The sequence below is a fragment of the Tardiphaga sp. OK246 genome (assembly GCF_900188215.1).
GTDB lineage: Bacteria > Pseudomonadota > Alphaproteobacteria > Rhizobiales > Xanthobacteraceae > Tardiphaga > Tardiphaga robiniae.
In genome coordinates, this window is record NZ_FZOX01000003.1 from 897,033 (window position 1) to 912,891 (window position 15,859).

The 15,859-nt window shown below is 61.1% G+C and carries 16 protein-coding genes; 5 read left to right on the top strand and 11 right to left on the bottom strand.

Annotated elements, in window-relative coordinates; all coding sequences use genetic code 11:
- The first annotated feature begins 12 nt into the window (after positions 1-12).
- Positions 13-2,106, top strand: a complete 2,094-nt coding sequence (locus CHC01_RS17170) for a methyl-accepting chemotaxis protein (RefSeq protein ID WP_089265427.1) — start codon at positions 13-15, stop codon at positions 2,104-2,106.
- Positions 2,107-2,130: 24 nt separating this feature from the next.
- Here CHC01_RS17170 and CHC01_RS17175 read toward each other — a convergent pair whose 3' ends face one another.
- Positions 2,131-2,763 (bottom strand): DUF2865 domain-containing protein, encoded by a 633-nt coding sequence (locus tag CHC01_RS17175; RefSeq protein WP_089265428.1) that lies wholly within the window; start codon positions 2,761-2,763, stop codon positions 2,131-2,133.
- Between the two features lie 39 nt (positions 2,764-2,802).
- A complete protein-coding gene (locus CHC01_RS17180) occupies positions 2,803-3,600 on the bottom strand; it encodes a L,D-transpeptidase (protein ID WP_089265429.1) in 798 nt (265 codons plus the stop codon).
- Positions 3,601-3,835: 235 nt separating this feature from the next.
- Here CHC01_RS17180 and CHC01_RS17185 point away from each other — a divergent pair, with 235 nt between their 5' ends.
- The 3 genes from CHC01_RS17185 to CHC01_RS17195 all read left to right on the top strand — a co-directional run bounded on the left by CHC01_RS17185 (position 3,836) and on the right by CHC01_RS17195 (position 5,969).
- The gene (locus CHC01_RS17185) at positions 3,836-4,948 is read left to right on the top strand and encodes an AI-2E family transporter (protein ID WP_089265430.1); all 1,113 of its coding nucleotides are present in this window, start codon (positions 3,836-3,838) and stop codon (positions 4,946-4,948) included.
- 75 nt (positions 4,949-5,023) lie between these two features.
- On the top strand, positions 5,024-5,395 hold the full coding sequence (locus CHC01_RS17190; protein ID WP_089265431.1) for an ElaB/YgaM/YqjD family protein: 372 nt from the start codon (positions 5,024-5,026) through the stop codon (positions 5,393-5,395).
- 94 nt (positions 5,396-5,489) lie between these two features.
- A complete protein-coding gene (locus CHC01_RS17195; RefSeq protein WP_089265432.1) occupies positions 5,490-5,969 on the top strand; it encodes a phage holin family protein in 480 nt (159 codons plus the stop codon).
- A gap of 21 nt (positions 5,970-5,990) precedes the next feature.
- Here CHC01_RS17195 and CHC01_RS17200 read toward each other — a convergent pair whose 3' ends face one another.
- From CHC01_RS17200 to CHC01_RS17215, 4 genes are all read right to left on the bottom strand, one after another.
- A complete protein-coding gene (locus tag CHC01_RS17200) occupies positions 5,991-6,398 on the bottom strand; it encodes a hypothetical protein (protein WP_089265433.1) in 408 nt (135 codons plus the stop codon).
- Positions 6,399-6,726: 328 nt separating this feature from the next.
- Positions 6,727-7,953: an ABC transporter substrate-binding protein gene (locus tag CHC01_RS17205; RefSeq protein WP_089265434.1), complete on the bottom strand. Its 1,227-nt coding sequence runs from the start codon at positions 7,951-7,953 to the stop codon at positions 6,727-6,729.
- 62 nt (positions 7,954-8,015) lie between these two features.
- A complete protein-coding gene (locus CHC01_RS17210; RefSeq protein WP_089265435.1) occupies positions 8,016-8,345 on the bottom strand; it encodes an AtuA-related protein in 330 nt (109 codons plus the stop codon).
- 2 nt (positions 8,346-8,347) lie between these two features.
- A complete protein-coding gene (locus CHC01_RS17215) occupies positions 8,348-9,682 on the bottom strand; it encodes an acyclic terpene utilization AtuA family protein (protein ID WP_089265723.1) in 1,335 nt (444 codons plus the stop codon).
- Between the two features lie 201 nt (positions 9,683-9,883).
- Between CHC01_RS17215 and CHC01_RS17220 the strand changes: the two genes are divergently transcribed.
- Positions 9,884-10,795 carry a LysR family transcriptional regulator gene (locus CHC01_RS17220; protein WP_089265436.1) on the top strand — a complete coding sequence of 304 codons (912 nt, stop codon included), beginning with the start codon at positions 9,884-9,886 and terminating at the stop codon, positions 10,793-10,795.
- 9 nt (positions 10,796-10,804) lie between these two features.
- Here the strand turns inward: CHC01_RS17220 and CHC01_RS17225 are convergent, their stop codons facing one another.
- The 5 genes from CHC01_RS17225 to CHC01_RS17245 form a co-directional block, all read right to left on the bottom strand.
- Positions 10,805-11,785: an ABC transporter substrate-binding protein gene (locus tag CHC01_RS17225; RefSeq protein WP_089265437.1), complete on the bottom strand. Its 981-nt coding sequence runs from the start codon at positions 11,783-11,785 to the stop codon at positions 10,805-10,807.
- 31 nt (positions 11,786-11,816) lie between these two features.
- Positions 11,817-12,947 carry an ABC transporter permease gene (locus CHC01_RS17230; RefSeq protein ID WP_502695664.1) on the bottom strand — a complete coding sequence of 377 codons (1,131 nt, stop codon included), beginning with the start codon at positions 12,945-12,947 and terminating at the stop codon, positions 11,817-11,819.
- Positions 12,944-13,870, bottom strand: a complete 927-nt coding sequence (locus tag CHC01_RS17235) for an ABC transporter permease (protein ID WP_089265438.1) — start codon at positions 13,868-13,870, stop codon at positions 12,944-12,946. The genes CHC01_RS17230 and CHC01_RS17235 overlap by 4 nt, the downstream gene beginning before the upstream one ends.
- Positions 13,860-14,690, bottom strand: coding sequence for an ABC transporter ATP-binding protein (locus CHC01_RS17240; protein WP_089265725.1), 831 nt, complete (start codon positions 14,688-14,690; stop codon positions 13,860-13,862). Before CHC01_RS17240 ends, CHC01_RS17235 begins: the two co-directional genes overlap by 11 nt.
- 315 nt (positions 14,691-15,005) lie before the next feature.
- Positions 15,006-15,806, bottom strand: coding sequence for a response regulator (locus tag CHC01_RS17245; protein ID WP_068735059.1), 801 nt, complete (start codon positions 15,804-15,806; stop codon positions 15,006-15,008).
- Positions 15,807-15,859: the final 53 nt, after the last annotated feature.

Below are 15,859 nucleotides of genomic sequence, written 5' to 3' on the forward strand. Positions count from 1 at the left end.
GGGGGATTCATTGTGCTTCATCGATTGACCGTTTCCGCATTGCTCAAGTCCGTGATCGCCATCATGGCGGTCTGTGTCGTCATATTCCTGGTTCTCAGCGCGTGGGAATCATATGGGCGCCTCAACGTCGCGGGGCGCATGTCGACGATCGCCGAGGCATCCGGCCATGTGTTCAAGGCAATGCACAATCTGCGCACTGACCGGTCCACGACGTTCCGCACGTTGAACGCCGATATCGTGATTCAGCCCGATACTGAGGCCTATCTGCGCCGTATCCGCGGCGCCGAAATGCCGGCAATGAAAACAGCAGGAGAATTGCTGGTCACCGCCGACTTCCCCGGCAAGGCGACGCTGGTGCCCGAATTTAACCGGCTGATGCAGGCATTGATCGCGTTGCAGACCGAATCCTGGGACCAGATGAGCAAGCCAAAGGCCTCGCGCCGCGCTGGCCTTGCCAAGGAATTCCAGGACAATGTCGATTCCGTTCTGGCCATGCTCGAAAAAGTCTCCTCCGCCCTCACGGCCGCCGTAACCCACAACGATCCGGTCATCGATCAGTTACTGTCGATCAAGCAGATGGCCTGGCTGATGCGCAACACATCGGGCGACGCCTCGGTCATCGTGTCGAACGCGCTCGCGGTCAACAAGATCTCGCCGGAGCTGCAGCGGAGCTATGTGAAGCTGACGGGCGGCATCGAGACCGGATGGAATGCCTTGGAAATCGCATCGTCGGGAACTGAACTGCCGCAGGGTCTCGTCTCGGCCCTCGCTGCAGCGAAAACATCCTATTTCGATCCGCAATATCTGGCACTGCGCGACCGTCTGATTCAGGCCGTCGCAACCGGCGAGAAACCCGAAATGCCGGCGACGGCCTGGACACCGCTGACCGTGGACAAGATGAGCACAGCCGTGGTCGTCGCCGAACGCGCGCTTGATGAAGCCAAGAACCACAGCCTCGTGCAGTGGTCTGCTGCGCAACGCTCACTGATCCTGCAACTGGTGCTACTGGGGGCCGCCATCATGCTGGTCGTTGGCGCCATGGTCACCATCACGCGCCGTGTCACCACGCCGCTGCTCACCATCCGCGACGCGATGCTGAAAGTAGCGGGCGGCGATCTCACCGTCGATGCCGGCTATACCGATCGCCAGGATGAAATCGGCGGACTGGCCGGTGCGCTGGAGACCTTCAAGAAGCAAGCGATGGAAAAGGCCGAGATCGAGGCACAGGAACGCCATCGCAATGCCAATGCGAGCCAGCGCCAGCAGGCCATCGAGCAATATATCGGCATGTTCGAAATCCAGATGCGCGACACGCTCGGCACGCTGGGCAACGCCTCCGATCAGATGAGCACGACATCCGATGGCATGGCCACTGTGTCCAGCCAGACCAATGCCCGCGTGCAGGATGCTGCGCGCGCCTCCGGCGAAGCCTCAGTGAATGTGCAAAATGTCGCCGCCGCGGCCGAGGAGCTGAGTGCCTCGATCAACGACATCAGCCGCCAGGCATCGCATGCGGCCGGCATCGCCAGCCGTGCCGTCAGCCAGGCACAGCAGACCGACAATACCGTTCAGGGCCTCGCCCAGACTGCGAACCGGATTGGCGAAGTGGTCGGGCTGATCAACGACATCGCCTCGCAGACCAACCTGCTGGCACTCAATGCCACCATCGAAGCGGCGCGCGCCGGCGAAGCCGGCCGCGGCTTCGCTGTCGTCGCATCGGAAGTGAAGTCGCTGGCTAGCCAGACCGCGAAGGCGACCGAGGATATTTCCGAACAGATTGCGGATATCCAGAAAGTCGCCAATGAGGCCATCGAAGCCATCAAGTCGATCGGCGGCATTATCGGCGAAGTGAATGAAGTCGCCACCGCGATTGCGGCTGCGGTCGAAGAACAGGGCGCGGCGACGCAGGAAATTACCCGCAGCACCCAGCAGGCGGCCGATGGCACCCGCAACGTGTCGGACAATATCAGCGGAGTCAGTGCCGACGCCGACGCAGCCGGTGCAGCCGCTCAGGATGTGAAGGTGGCATCAGAGACCTTGGCGACGCAGACACGCCAGCTCGGTACTCAGGTAACGGACTTCCTCGGGAAGATCCGCGCGGCTTAAGCGCAATCGATCACGTGGCGCGGATTATTCCCGCGCCACTACCGGCATGCGCTCATACTTCGCCTGCACCGATGGCGACACCGGCGACATGTTCAGCGACGCGCCGCGCTTGTCAACGCCGCGGCCAGTGATCATCAGCCCATCGGCACCGGCAACGATATCGCCCTTGCGCAAGGTCGGATCGTTCTCGAGCTTCACCGGTGCCAAACCGATCTGGTCCTTACCGTTGCAGGTGCACCCGGCCACCAGTTCGGTGCGGTACTTGAATGCATTCGGCAGCTCGGAATAGGGCTTGCCGCTCTCGGTCGCAGCCGTGTCGATACTGCTGCCGTAAACAACCTTGGTATCGCTCGCCGGACAGAAATTATTGCACGACGCCGCGCGACTCTGACTGTCGGTGGCTGATATCGGGAAGTAACGTCCATCGCACGTGCGCACACAAAAAGCCTGACGCCCGCCGCTTGCTGCACGAGGGCGCAGCTCCTGCACCGGCGGACTTTCATTCACGAAAGGCAGCGAGATATCCGGGCCACGACCACTCGCTATCCCGCCGAACAATGCCGAGAAGAAATCCTGTGCCTGCGCTGGGACGGCACCGAGCATGACAATCGCCGCGACCGCGCCGAGGGCCATCCGTTGTCCTGGAAATCGGGTCATGGGGCCTCCAACGCAGCATCAAAGCAGAATGATCGACTCTCAGTAGAGCGACGACGCGGAAAGGTTCATCGCCTGACGGCCCGGAGCCTGCTGCACGCCGGCAGGGCGAACCGAGATCGATGTGACGCTGCGCGGCGCCGGAGCCGTGCGCGCCTCATAGTGTGGAGCAACCGACTTCGGCAGCACCACAACCCTGGTCCCAACGCTGACGCGACTGAAAAGGTCCTGCACATCTTCATTGGTCAGGCGGATACAACCCGACGACACGAACTTGCCGATGGTTGACGGATCATTGGTGCCATGGATGCGATAGGCGCTGGAGCCGAGATACATCGCGCGGGCACCGAGCGGGTTGCCGGGGCCGCCAGCCATGAAGCGCGGCAGATAGGGCTGGCGCGCAATCATTTCCTGCGGCGGATGCCAATCCGGCCATTCCGCCTTGCGCGTGACGGTCTGCGTGCCCGACCAGGTGAATCCTTCGCGCCCAACACCGACGCCGTAGCGGATCGCGCGGTTGTTGCCGAGCACATAATAAAGTTGGGTATTGCCCGTATCGACGATCACTGTGCCCGGCGCTTCACGGGTCATATAGCTGACTTCAGCGCGGCGCAGGCGCTCGGGGAGAGCGGCATCCATGTTCTCCCGCACCCGCGGCGCAGCCATCACATCCTCGTCCGGTGGAAACGCGCTTAACGCAGCTGGTCCATAGTTCATTACCTGCACCTGCGCCGATGCACTGGAGATGAACGGCGGGGCTACGATCAGAGCGGCTGCAACAACGAGCGCGTTTGTGAGACGCAGCGAAAGCTTGCGGTTTTCAGATGATGCCTGTGACATGTGACTGCCCCGTTTGGCGACGCGTCATCGTCGTGATGACCGGAACCAACCGCGCCGGAGCCTCACAGTTCCCTCCCTGCGGGCGTTCACCGACTGATTTGTCAACCAAGGAACCATCACGAAATCGCGACGGAACTTTTGCGGTATGGTCGTGTTGTAGAGCCCGATCGCATGTCGGCGATCTGACGCGCGAACGCGGTTTGCGCGAACAAGTGGCGGCATGTCGGGACAGCTCATGAGTGAAGTACGCGCTCTCCCCGAAAAGCAGCCTGCAGGCACGCCGGTGCCCGAGAGCAAGATTGAGCAGCCGCCGGTGTTCCGCCGTGCCGAGGTGGTTGCTTTCACGCTGGTATCGCTGCTGGTGATCACCGTGATTACGGTGCTCTATGTCGCCAAGGCATTCTTCCTGCCAATCGTGACAGCCTTCATCATTGGCACCATGTTGTCGCCTGCAGCCAGCTTTCTCGAAAAGCGTCGCATTCCGCGATCAGTCTCGGCAGTCCTGATCGTTATCTTGGTCTGCGCCGGGCTCGCCTTCATCGTGGGGCTTATTTCATCCCCGCTGATGGAATGGACGACGCGGCTCCCTGAACTAGGTTCGCTGCTCAAGAACAAGCTGCATGTCTTCGACCGACCGCTGGCGCTCTGGCACCAGATACAGAGCATGTTCAGCAGCGCCGAAACGCTTGCGACAACAAAGTTCGAATTGCCCAAGATCGACTGGGTGCAGCCAACCGTCGAATTCCTGTCGCCAACCTTCACCGAATTCCTGCTATTCTTCGCCACGCTGGTGCTGTTCATCGCTAGCTGGAAAGACCTGCGCCGCGCGCTGGTGATGAACTTCGCCGATCACGAATGGCGGCTGCGGACCCTGCGCATTCTCAATGCGATAGAGACCAGCCTTGGCGAATATCTGCTGATGGTCACCATGATCAATTTCGGAGTCGGCATTGCCACCGGCGTGATCTGCGCGGCCACCGGCATGCCCAACCCGGCCGGCCTCGGCGCGCTGGCAGCCACGCTCAACTTCTTCCCGATCATCGGCCCCGTCGCCATGTTCGTCATCCTGGTCGCGGTCGGCATCATTTCGTCGGAGACGATCGCCGCAGGCATGATCGCGCCGCTGCTGTTCGTCGGCCTCACCTTCCTGGAAGGCCACTTCATCACGCCCACGATCATCGGACGCAAATTGCAACTCAACGCGCTGGCGGTGTTCATCGGGCTGGCGTTCTGGACCTGGCTCTGGGGCCCGATGGGCGGCTTCCTGGCGGCGCCGATCCTAATCGTCGGGCTGATCCTGAAAGAGCATTTGATGCCGATCAATTCGCCGCAGTTGCCGCCGGACTAATCCAGCTCTACTGATGGAACCTACGGTCTAACCGGGCGTTTCTGCATTGGATTTTGAGTATCAGGGGAGCTTCGCATGGCGGATATCGATGGCCTGGATGAACTCAAGAAGCTGACCGACAAAGCAACCTATAGCCGCCTTCAGAAGGATCTCACCGCCGTGAAAAACGATGTTGCAGCCCTGACCGAACAGATCACCGACGCGCTTAATGCCTTTGCCGGCCAGGCTACTAAACAAGCCCGCCGCGGCGTCAAGCAAGCCCGTGCCGACGCCGAAGACATGATGTCCGACATGCGGGAGCGCGGCAGCGCGGCCTACGATGCTGCGCATGACGCAGCCTATTCACTGGAGGAAACGCTGGAAGACAGCATCACCCAGCGCCCATTGGCTGCAGTCGGCCTGGCGCTCGGCCTCGGCGTGCTGATCGGGATGGCCTGGCGCCGCTGAGTCATATGCGCAGGATTGGAATGTGATGAACTGGCGGTGCCCGAGGGTGCCGTCAGTTTTCTTTGTATTTTAGAGTTCGGGTTCGGGGGCTTTCATGCTGAAAAGTATCATCGACGATCTGAAGAACAGCACAAGCAACAGCGTGCGCATGACTTCGCTTATAGCACTGGCTGGTGTTGCCGGCTTTGTGGCGCTGTGCTTCCTGTGTGTTGCGGCTTTCATCGCGGTGACGCAGCGCTACGGCGTCATTGAGGCCTGCCTCACCATCGCCGGCATCTTTTTGGTCATCGCGGCGATCTTCGCACAGATCTATGCGACCAAGCAGAAGCGGGCCCGCGAGCGCGCAGCAGCCGCGGCGCGCGCAGCGGCTAGAGCTGCTGCGAATGCGCCGCTGATCGATCCGATGCTGGTGGCGACCGGCATTCAGATCGCGCGCACGCTCGGCCTCAAGAAGGTTATTCCGCTGCTAGCGCTGGCCGGCGTCGCACTTGGCTATATGGCCAATCGCAGCAGTGCTGCGGCAGATGATGATACGAACGAAACCGGCGACCCCGATGAGGTCGCCGACGATTGATTTAAATTGTCAACGTGAAGATCAGGTCACACAGCGACCCGGCTGCAGCATCTTTGCCATCTCGCTGAGCACACTCACAGGCGGTTCGCAGCCCACCGCCGCACGCTGCGGTTTGGCATTCATGGGGAGGGGCCGGATATTGACGGCTTCATTCTTGGTTGGAGCCACCACGGGCGCGACGCCCATCCGCAGAAGGACGGACGTATCCGACAGCCCCTGAACGCGGAACGAGAGAGTCTGGCTCTGCTCGTTCTGTGTGGTAATTAGTGATGCCCGGTCGCCCTTGGCAGCCCGGTTGACGCCGCTGGACGCAGCCTTGTCTGAATCGGTCAGCGTGCCCCGCAGATCATTGCCGGAAGCATACTGGATGGCGCCGAACATGGTCGCTCCGGCGACCATTCCCAAGACCAAGCTGGATACCTTTGACATGTGAGCCTCGCCTGCCCTGCACCGCGTCGTTGCGTGGCGCTCATAATAGGAACGTGCGTCAAGGCTCTAGGTTCAAGAACGGCGATCACTTAACCGTGTGTTAAATAATTTGACGCCCGCGGGAACGCTTTTCACCCTCGCGCGTCTTCCCGGAAGCCGGTCGTCCCCTGCCCCAATTGACCGGCGACGCGGGGTGGAGCTGTGGTGATGCCAGCTGCACCCCGCATTCTTTTGAGGAATAGGTAAGGCTCTCTCACCCTTCGAAAGAATCGCAGGTAAAGGTATTTGCCTGCCCGCGACGCTCGGTTCATAGAGTTATCTGTTCGGCTTACTTCTTGCTCATCACCATTGGGCATGCACTCGCCGAGAGCGGCGAGAACGCGTCTTCGCCCTTCACCGTGGCGAGGATTCTGAACACGTCATAGCTATCGGTGACCTCGGAAGGCTTCTTGACCTCGGCGAGATACATGTCGTGGACCATCAGATTGTCCGGACGCAGCTTGCCGTTGCGCAGAAAGGCATCGTCAAACGTACGCCCCTGCAGATCCTTGACCACAGCGGCAGGATCCTTGGTATTCGCGGCCTCCACCGACTTGATGTAGTTCAGCGTCGAGGAATAGACACCGGCCTGCATCATGCTCGGCGGCTTGCCCATCTTGGCAGCGTAACGCTTGGAAAATGCACGCGTGCGGTCGTCCATATTCCAGTAGAAGCCGGACGTCACCAGCAGGCCTTGCGCGCTCTTCAATCCGACGCTTCGGATGTCATTCACGTCGATCAAGAGCGCAATCATCTTCTGATCGCCGCCCATCAAACCGAACTCTTCTGCCTGCTTGATGGCATTCTGCGTGTCGCTGCCGGCATTGGCGATGGCGATGACCTTGGCGCCCGACGACTTGGCCGTCAGAAGCTGCGAGGAGAAATCCGCCGTGTTGATTGGATGCGGCGCACGGCCAAGCGCCTTGCCGCCGCCCTTCACGGCAACTTCCGTTACGTCACGCTCGAGCGCCTGACCAAAGGCATAATCCGCAACAACGAAGAACCATGTGTCGCCACCGCGCTGAAGCATCGCCTTGCCGGCGACATTGGCCAGCGCGTAAGTATTGTAGGTCCACTGAATGAAGTTCGGCGAACAGAACTTGCCGCTGAGATCCGCCGAACCGCCCGCCGACGTGATAAACATCTTGTTGCGGTCCTTGGCGAAGGTCTGCACGGCGATGCAAACAGACGACACCGGCACGTCCAGAATGACGTCGACACCTTCCTGATCATACCACTGGCGCGCAATATTCCCGCCGACATCGGGCTTGTTGAGATGGTCGGCCTGGATCAGCTCTATCGCCTTGCCGAGTACCTTGCCGCCGCATTCCTCGATCGCGAGTTGCGCTGCCGCCACCGAGCCTTGCCCGCCATTGTCAGCGAACAGACCTGTCATGTCGGATAGCACACCGAACTTCAGTGGTGTATCCGCAGCGGCACGAACGATCGCCGGAGAAAAAACTGCAGCGCTGACGCCGGTTGCACCGAGGCCAGCTAGGAATGTACGTCGCTTCATCAATAGTCCTCCCGTTTTTGGTTTTTTGGTATGAAAGTATCATCGCCCTATTGTGACGAAGATCATGGTGAGCCGGATGACGCTCCTTTGTCCGGCAGCTCGAATTCAAGCAGCGCAGAGCTGAATGATTTCCCGTGCGTATCCAGCGCGAGCGATCGCACAACACCGCCACCGAGCGCGCCCGTCAGCACGAAGTTTAGCGCGCCGAGCGCCGGCAATTCATAGCGCGTGACGGTGCCGGTGATGGTGTCGCCGAAATGGTCCGCGACGCAATCGGCGGTCACATGCTCGGCCAGAAACACGAAGTCCCCCATATCGAAAGCGATGACAGAAATGTTGGACGTGTCGCCCTTGTCGCCGCTGCGTGAATGCGCGATCTCACGGAGTTTCATGGTCAGGCCTCCATGAATGTGACTGATGACGTCACGACAGTTTCGGGCAGCAAAGCCGAAGCGACGCCGACGATTTCGCGCGCCGATTTCCAGGCCCCGCCGCCACCGGCAGGCCCGTTGGTGTAGAGCGTCTCGACCTCATTGCCGATCTTCACGGCCTCTGCGAGAGAGTCTGTGCGCCCCGCGACGCGGATGCGGACTTCATAGGGATCGTGGCCTTCGGGCAGGGTGTCACCATGCAGCGCATTGACGCCGATCAGGTCGAACCGGCTCTCCGTCATCTTCACGCCGGTGAGCGTGAGGCGTTCGCGCACAATCTCAAGCGCCAGACGCCCCCGCGCCACGGCATTGGCACCAGCATAGGAGATCTCGCCCTCACCGATATAGCTGTCGAGATAGCCGACAGACGTCTTCAGCAAGCCCGTCTTCGGCGCTCCGCTTCCACCTGTGACATGGATGCGATCCGGTCCGACCTCCTCGACACGCACCTGCGAAAAATCGGCAACCACATCCGGCTGGTAATAGCGGGTCGGATCATGAATTTCGTAGAGCAACTGCTCCGCCACCGTCGCGCGCGTGATCTGGCCGCCCGAACCCGCAACCTTGGTGACGACGAGATCGCCGTCTTCGCGCACCTCGCCGATCGGAAAGCCAAGTCGCGCGAGACCCTGCACATCCTTCACGCCGGGATCGGCGAAATAGCCGCCGGTGATCTGGCCAGCACATTCCAGGAGATGGCCGACCATGGTGCCTTTGCCAAGCAGCTCCCAGTCATCCATCGCCCAGCCGAATTCATGAACCAACGGCCCGAGAAACAGCGCCGGATCGGCCGCACGGCCGGTGATGACGACGTCGGCGCCACCGGCGAGCGCTTCGGCGATAGGAGCTGCGCCAGTATAGGCATTAGCAGAGATCACGCGGTTGCCGAGCGCTTTCACGGAGCCACCTTCGTCCAGCACGACATCGGACGCGCGCGCCCGTTCCAGCACATCGTCGCCCGTTACTGCCGCAACCTTAAGACCGGGCAGACCGAGCGCCCTGGCGATGTCACGCGTCGCCTGCGCCGCCGCGACGGGATTCGCCGCGCCCATATTGGTGACGATCTTGACGCCATTCTTTCGACAGATCGGGAGCACCGCCTTCATGCGGTCGGCGAGCAGCGGATCGAAGCCGCCCTGCGGATCCTTCAAGCGGTCCTGTTGGGCTAGCGCGATGGTGCGTTCGGCAAGGCACTCGAAGACGAGATAATCGAGGTTGCCGCTTTCGGCGAGTTCGATTGCCGGTTCGATCCGGTCACCCGAATAGCCGGCACCAGATCCGATCCTGATGGTGCGCACGAGCAGTTCTCCCTGGATCAAACCTGCCTGCAGTCACATCGCGAATAACGCGATCGCCGCATGCCCATCTCCCGATCGCTTTTTGACGGACACGCCACAGGCCCGAGCAGGCGATCACGCGCATGTCGCTTTCGGGCATTGAAGCCAGAAGCTTCCCTCTATTCAATTGAATTAATTCTATTCCATTGATAGAAATTCTCTATGGATGTGAATCTCCGGCAGATCCGCTCTTTCGTCGTCGTCGCCCAAGCCGGCAGCTTCACCCGCGCCGCGGAGTTGCTGCATCTGGCGCAGCCGACGCTGACGGTTCAGATCAGGCGCCTCGAAGAAACCCTCGAGGTGAAACTGTTCGATCGCAACACCCGCTCCGTCGAACTGACGCGGGTCGGCCGCGAACTGCTGCCGGTGTTTCAGCGCATGATCCGCGATCTCGATGCCGTCGTCGTGGATACTCGCGATATCGCGGCCAAGCGCCGGGGCATCGTCCGGATCGCGGCGCTTCCCTCAGTCGCCGCGGGTGCCCTGCCCGAGGCCATCAAGTCGTTTCGCGAGTTGCAACCCGGCACATCTTTCGTCCTGAAGGACGTGATCGCCAACCGCGTCCTTGACCTCGTCCGCTCAGAAGAGGTCGATCTCGGCATCATGGGCGGCAGCGTCACCGGCCACGACGTGGACGTGTTGCTCGAAGTGCGCGACCGCATGCATGTGGTGTTTCCGGCGAAGCACCCGATCGGCGGCATCCGCAAGGTCACCATCGACGATCTGATGAAGTATCCGCTGGTGCTGATGGATCCCGCGACCAGCGTCCGCGCGGTCGTCGACAGCGCCTTCCTGACCGCGGGACACATCGCGCAGCCGACCTGCGAAGCGACCTATATGATGACGGCTATCGCCATGGTCCGCGCCGGCCTGGGCATCACCATCCTGCCCGGCTCCGCTCGCGAGATCGGCGCGGAGCCGGACCTCCGCTCGCGGCAGATCGACGTCGCGGATTTCTCGCGGGCCATCACCATCATCAAGAAAGCCGGCCGCACGCTGCCGCCGATCAGTGAAGCCTTTGGCGATCACCTCGCCAAGTCAATCGGCGCGCAGCCGTTATTCGCGCGCCGCTGATACCCGCGATTACTTCATCGCGTCATAGACTGCGAAGCTGTAGGCACCTTCCGGCTTCTTGGTAATCACGGGATCCGAACCGCCAGACATCAGCGTCGCAACGGTGCGATCATAGTCCTTGACGTCGAGCTTGCCATTGGCATCGCCGAGCAACTTGCTGACCTCGGTCATCATGCGCTTCTGGTCTTTGGCAGTCTTGGCGCCCGTGGAGTCGCCAGCCAGGATGATCTTCACGGCTTCGTCGGGATTGGCCTTGGCATAGTCCCAGCCCTTCATCGACGCCTTCACGAATTTCGCCATCTTGGCGACGAAGGCGGGATCCTTGAGGTTCTTGTCGAGCACCCAGAGACCATCCTCCAGCGTGGCGACGCCCTCATCCTCATATTTGAACACGGTGAGCTGGCTCGGCTTGTAGCCGCCGTCGATCACCTGCCAATATTCGTTATAGGCCATGGTCGACACACAATCGGCCTGTTTCTGCAGCAGCGGATCGACATTGAAGCCCTGCTTGATGATCTTGACGCCGGCCGGCGAACCATCGGTCTTGTAGCCCAGCTTCGACATCCAGGAGAGGAACGGATATTCGTTGCCGCCATACCAGACGCCGGTGACCTTGCCCTTCAGATCGGTCGGCTTCTTGATGCCGGTCTCGGCGCGGCAGGTGAGTTCGAGCCCGGACTTCTTGAAGGTCTGCGAAATATTCACCAGCGGCACGCCCTTCTCGCGCGAGGCCAGCGCCGACGGCATCCAGTCCACCACCACATCGGCACCGCCGCCCGCGATCACTTGCGGTGGGGCGACATCGGGACCGCCCGGCTTGATCGTCACGTCGAGCCCGGCGTCCTTGTAGAAGCCCTTCTCCTTGGCGACGAAGTAGCCGGCGAACTGGGCCTGTGCGACCCATTTGAGCTGGATGGTGACTTTGTCCGCCGCTTGCGCGGAGCCGAGCGAGAGAGCCATCGCTGCGCCGAATGCCATGATCTTCTTCATGCTCAACTCCAGAATTGGCGAACCTGCCGAACTAGGTCCGCATCGATGGATGCCAAAACGTCGTCACGCGCTCGGCGAGCGCAACAAGTCCATAAAATGCCATTCCCGCGATCGCGGCCAGCGCGATCTCCGCCCACACCATATCGAGCGCCATCCGCCCGGCTTCGGTGGAAATTCGAAAGCCGATGCCTTGTGTCGGCGTGCCGAAGAATTCCGCGACGATGGCACCGATCAGGGCCAGTGTGGCATTGATCTTCAGTGCATTGAAGATGAAAGGTAGAGCAGCGGGAAGATACAACTTGATGAGAGTCTGGGCATAGCTCGCGCCGTAAGAGCGCATCAGGTCACGCTCGATATCGCCGGCAGCTTGCAGACCGGCCAACGCATTCACCAGCATCGGGAAGAATGTCACCAGCGCCACGACCGCGGCCTTCGACGGCCAGTCGAAGCCGAACCACATCACCATAATGGGTGCCACGCCGACCAGCGGCAGTGCCGAGAAGAAGTTACCCAAGGGTAGCAGCCCGCGGCCGAGAAATTCAAAGCGATGCGCGAGGATCGCCACCAGAAGCCCAGCGTTGCAGCCGATGGCATAGCCGATCAGCACACCACGGATGAAGGTCTGCACGAAATCCGCGCCCAATATCGGCAGCGACGCCATGAATTTCACAGCGGCAGCGCTCGGCGACGGCAGCAGCACTGGCGGCACGCCGGCCCCGCGCACCACGACCTCCCAGAGATAGAACACGGCCGCACCGAACAGCAGCGGGATGGCCAGATCGATAGCCTTGCGGAATACACTGCTGCGCGGCTTCAACCCGGCCAGCGCGACGACGCAGATCCACGACGCCAGCCAGACGCCGATCACCACCATCCAGAAGCCTGACGCGGCATCGCCAGCAATCAAGGGATCGCGCAACAGCGTCAACGTCATGTCCGCCGTGATACCTGCCCCGACAAGGCCGATCACAATGGCAGGCAGGCCACGGAAGCCGGCAGCGAAAGCGAAGACCAGCACGATCACGCCGGTGAGCAGGAAGGTCAGCGGCCGCGCCATCAGTGCTGCGACGGGCGTGCCGGCCAGCGGCAGTGGCAGCATCAGCGTGATCAGGACGCAGACGGCCGACATGATGAAGCCGAGGCGGATCTGGCGGCGGTTCATGACCGCGCGCCCATCCGCTGCGCCACCTTGCGTTCGACATAGCTGACGATGGCGATCAAACCAGAAGCCAAAACGGCTGCGGCAACCAGCGCCGACCAGATCTGGATGGTCTGGCCGTAATAGGAGCCGGCCAGCAGGCGTGCACCGATGCCGGCTTCCGCGCCGGTCGGCAATTCCGCGACGATGGCGCCGATCAGCGAAATGGTGATGGCGACCTTGAGGCTGGCAAAGAGATAGGGCACCGCCGAGGGCCAGCGCAGTTTCGACAGCACCTGCCTAGATGTCGCCGACCATGTCCGCATCAGATCCATCTGCATCGGATCGGGCGAGGTGAAGCCTTTCACCATGCCGATGGTGATGGGGAAGAAGCTCAGATAGGCCGAGATAATCGATTTCGGCAGCAGGCCTTGCAGGCCGATGGCACCGAGCACCACAATGAAGATCGGCGCCAGCGCCAATATGGGCACCATCTGCGAGCAGATGATCCACGGCATCAGGCTGCGCTCCAGCACGCGGCTGTGCACGATGGCGAGCGCCAGCACGATGCCGAGCAGCGCGCCGAGCGCGAAGCCGAGCAGCGTCGCCGACAGCGTCACCATGGAATGATAGACGAGGCTACGCGGCGCCGTCGGCGCATAGCCGAACACGCCGTCGATGAAAGCACCGACCACCTGATGCGGCGCCGGCAGCAGCGGCCGTTCCGCGCTCATGGTGCCTTCCAGCAATTCCATCGTCGTGTAAGGCGCTTCCTCGCGCTCGAAGCCGCCGCGCACAAGCGACAGGTTCATCAGCACGGCGCCGATGTACCAGACGACGATCAGCACTGCGACAATGGTCACCAGCGGCGTACTACGCTTGACCAACGGATGCGTGCGCCGTGCCGCGCGCGCGACCGGTATCGTATCCGCCGTACTACTCGTCATAGGAATGCCCGGCACGCAGCCCCGTGCGCACGCGCTGCGCGATCGCCATGAATTCCGGCGTCTCGCGAATTTCCAGCGTGCGGTCGCGCCGGAAATTGCAGTCGATGATATCAGTGATACGGCCCGGCCGCGGCGACATCACCACGATCTTGGTGGAAAGAAACACCGCTTCGGGAATCGAATGCGTCACGAACAACACGGTCTTGCGGGTCTTGGCCCAGAGCTGCAGGAGCTGTTCGTTGAGATGATCGCGCACGATCTCATCCAGTGCTCCGAACGGCTCGTCCATCAGCAGTAATTCGGGATCGAACGACAGCGCCCGTGCGATGGAAACCCGCTGCTGCATGCCGCCGGAGAGCTGCCAGGGAAACTTGCGTTCGAAGCCGGTGAGATTGACGAGGTCGAGGTAGCGCGCGGCGCGCTGCTTTTGTTCGGTCGGCGAAAAGCCCATCAGCTCCAGCGGCAGCTTGAGATTGGCCTCGATGCTGCGCCAGGGAAACAGCGCCGGCGCCTGAAATACATAACCGTAATTGCGCCCGAGCCGCGCCTGCTCGGCGCTCATGCCATTGACCGTGACGTTCCCAGAGCTTGGCTGCTGCAGATCCGCGATCACACGCAGCAGCGTGGTCTTGCCGCAGCCGGAGGGACCGATGAAGGAGACGAACTCCCCACCACTGATTTGCAGATCGACATTGGATAGCGCTTCGACCTTGCCGTCGGCCGTATCGAAAGTGAGCGACACCTTGCTGACATCGACCGCAACGGGGCGTGTCACTGTGGATTGATAGATATGAGGTTCAGCGTCGGCAGTTGAGTTCATGCGCACCGGTTCGACCAGAAGGGTCACGCAGCCCCGCCAGCCCGTCAAAGCCTATGAGCCCTGCGGGACGTGGCAATTTGCCGCTTATCGAGGGATGATATCGGCATTGATCGCTGCATCAACACAATACTGTCAGCCCCCTCCTTCTGCCCGCTGATAGTTTGCGCAAGCGAAGAGGACTTATTGAGCAGGTATCATCCGGCGCGCTCTGGATGGCTTCTGGCCAAACGAAAGCGACCGGGCACATGGCCCAGCCGCTTCGATATCAATCAATACCAGCGAGATCAGGACGCCCGAAGTTAGGGCGCCTTGAAATCAGGATGCCTTGGCTGTCTTGTTCTTTGAGTTGCGCTGGAAGAACAGCGCCTGGCTGGCGACGGCCGAGACCATCGCGGGCTGGAACGGCTTCGAGATCAGGAAGGCCGGCTCCGGACGTTCGCCAGTCAGGAAACGCTCCGGATAGGCGGTGATGAAGACTACCGGCACTTCGAAGATGCGCAGCAACTCGTTCACCGCATCGAGACCCGAGCTGCCATCGGCGAGCTGGATATCGGCGAGGATCAGGCCGGGCTTCTTGTTCTTTGCGAGCGCAACCGCATCTGCATGGGTGCGTGCAACGCCTATGACGTTATGACCGAGATTCTTCACGAGGCTTTCGAGATCCATCGCGATGAAGGTCTCGTCCTCGATGATGAGAACGTCGGTGGCGATTTCGGCGGCCATTTCTCGGCCGGCCGTATCGGCCAGTGTACGCACTTCCGCCACATCAGCATCAAGTACGAAGGCGACTTCCTCTTCCGAGAAGCCTTCGAGCGACAGCAACAGGAAGGCCTGTCGTGGCAGCGGGGTGATGTTGGAAATGCGCTTCTCGGAGGCGGCCTGCAGCGGCGCGACGTCCGGATTGTCGTTCAAGGCGACAGAGTTCCAAATCTGGGTGAACAGGCGAAACAAGCCAGCACGGGCTCCGTGTTGCTCGTCGAGCAACGACTGGTCCTGCAGCAACGCTTCCAGCATGGCGCCTACATAGGCATCGCCTGAGGCCTGGTTACCTGTGAGGGCGCGGGCATAGCGCCGCAACAGCGGCAAGTGTTCAGCTACGAGCTGTGATCGGGACATCCCCACTCCATCCTGTCTGGTCAAAGACGACTCTACGTCAAAGTCGAAGGGGT

Excerpts from the sequence above, each read along its gene's own strand:
- CHC01_RS17220 (WP_089265436.1), top strand. The coding sequence starts at position 9,884 with ATGGATGTGAATCTCCGGCAGATCCGCTCTTTCGTCGTCGTCGCCCAA.
- CHC01_RS17180 (WP_089265429.1), bottom strand. The coding sequence starts at position 3,600 with ATGTCACAGGCATCATCTGAAAACCGCAAGCTTTCGCTGCGTCTCACA.
- CHC01_RS17200 (WP_089265433.1), bottom strand. The coding sequence starts at position 6,398 with ATGTCAAAGGTATCCAGCTTGGTCTTGGGAATGGTCGCCGGAGCGACC.
- CHC01_RS17230 (WP_502695664.1), bottom strand. The coding sequence starts at position 12,947 with ATGAACCGCCGCCAGATCCGCCTCGGCTTCATCATGTCGGCCGTCTGC.
- CHC01_RS17190 (WP_089265431.1), top strand. The coding sequence starts at position 5,024 with ATGGCGGATATCGATGGCCTGGATGAACTCAAGAAGCTGACCGACAAA.
- CHC01_RS17210 (WP_089265435.1), bottom strand. The coding sequence starts at position 8,345 with ATGAAACTCCGTGAGATCGCGCATTCACGCAGCGGCGACAAGGGCGAC.
- CHC01_RS17195 (WP_089265432.1), top strand. The coding sequence starts at position 5,490 with ATGCTGAAAAGTATCATCGACGATCTGAAGAACAGCACAAGCAACAGC.
- CHC01_RS17225 (WP_089265437.1), bottom strand. The coding sequence starts at position 11,785 with ATGAAGAAGATCATGGCATTCGGCGCAGCGATGGCTCTCTCGCTCGGC.
- CHC01_RS17245 (WP_068735059.1), bottom strand. The coding sequence starts at position 15,806 with ATGTCCCGATCACAGCTCGTAGCTGAACACTTGCCGCTGTTGCGGCGC.
- CHC01_RS17185 (WP_089265430.1), top strand. The coding sequence starts at position 3,836 with ATGAGTGAAGTACGCGCTCTCCCCGAAAAGCAGCCTGCAGGCACGCCG.
- CHC01_RS17240 (WP_089265725.1), bottom strand. The coding sequence starts at position 14,690 with ATGAACTCAACTGCCGACGCTGAACCTCATATCTATCAATCCACAGTG.
- CHC01_RS17175 (WP_089265428.1), bottom strand. The coding sequence starts at position 2,763 with ATGACCCGATTTCCAGGACAACGGATGGCCCTCGGCGCGGTCGCGGCG.
- CHC01_RS17235 (WP_089265438.1), bottom strand. The coding sequence starts at position 13,870 with ATGACGAGTAGTACGGCGGATACGATACCGGTCGCGCGCGCGGCACGG.
- CHC01_RS17205 (WP_089265434.1), bottom strand. The coding sequence starts at position 7,953 with ATGAAGCGACGTACATTCCTAGCTGGCCTCGGTGCAACCGGCGTCAGC.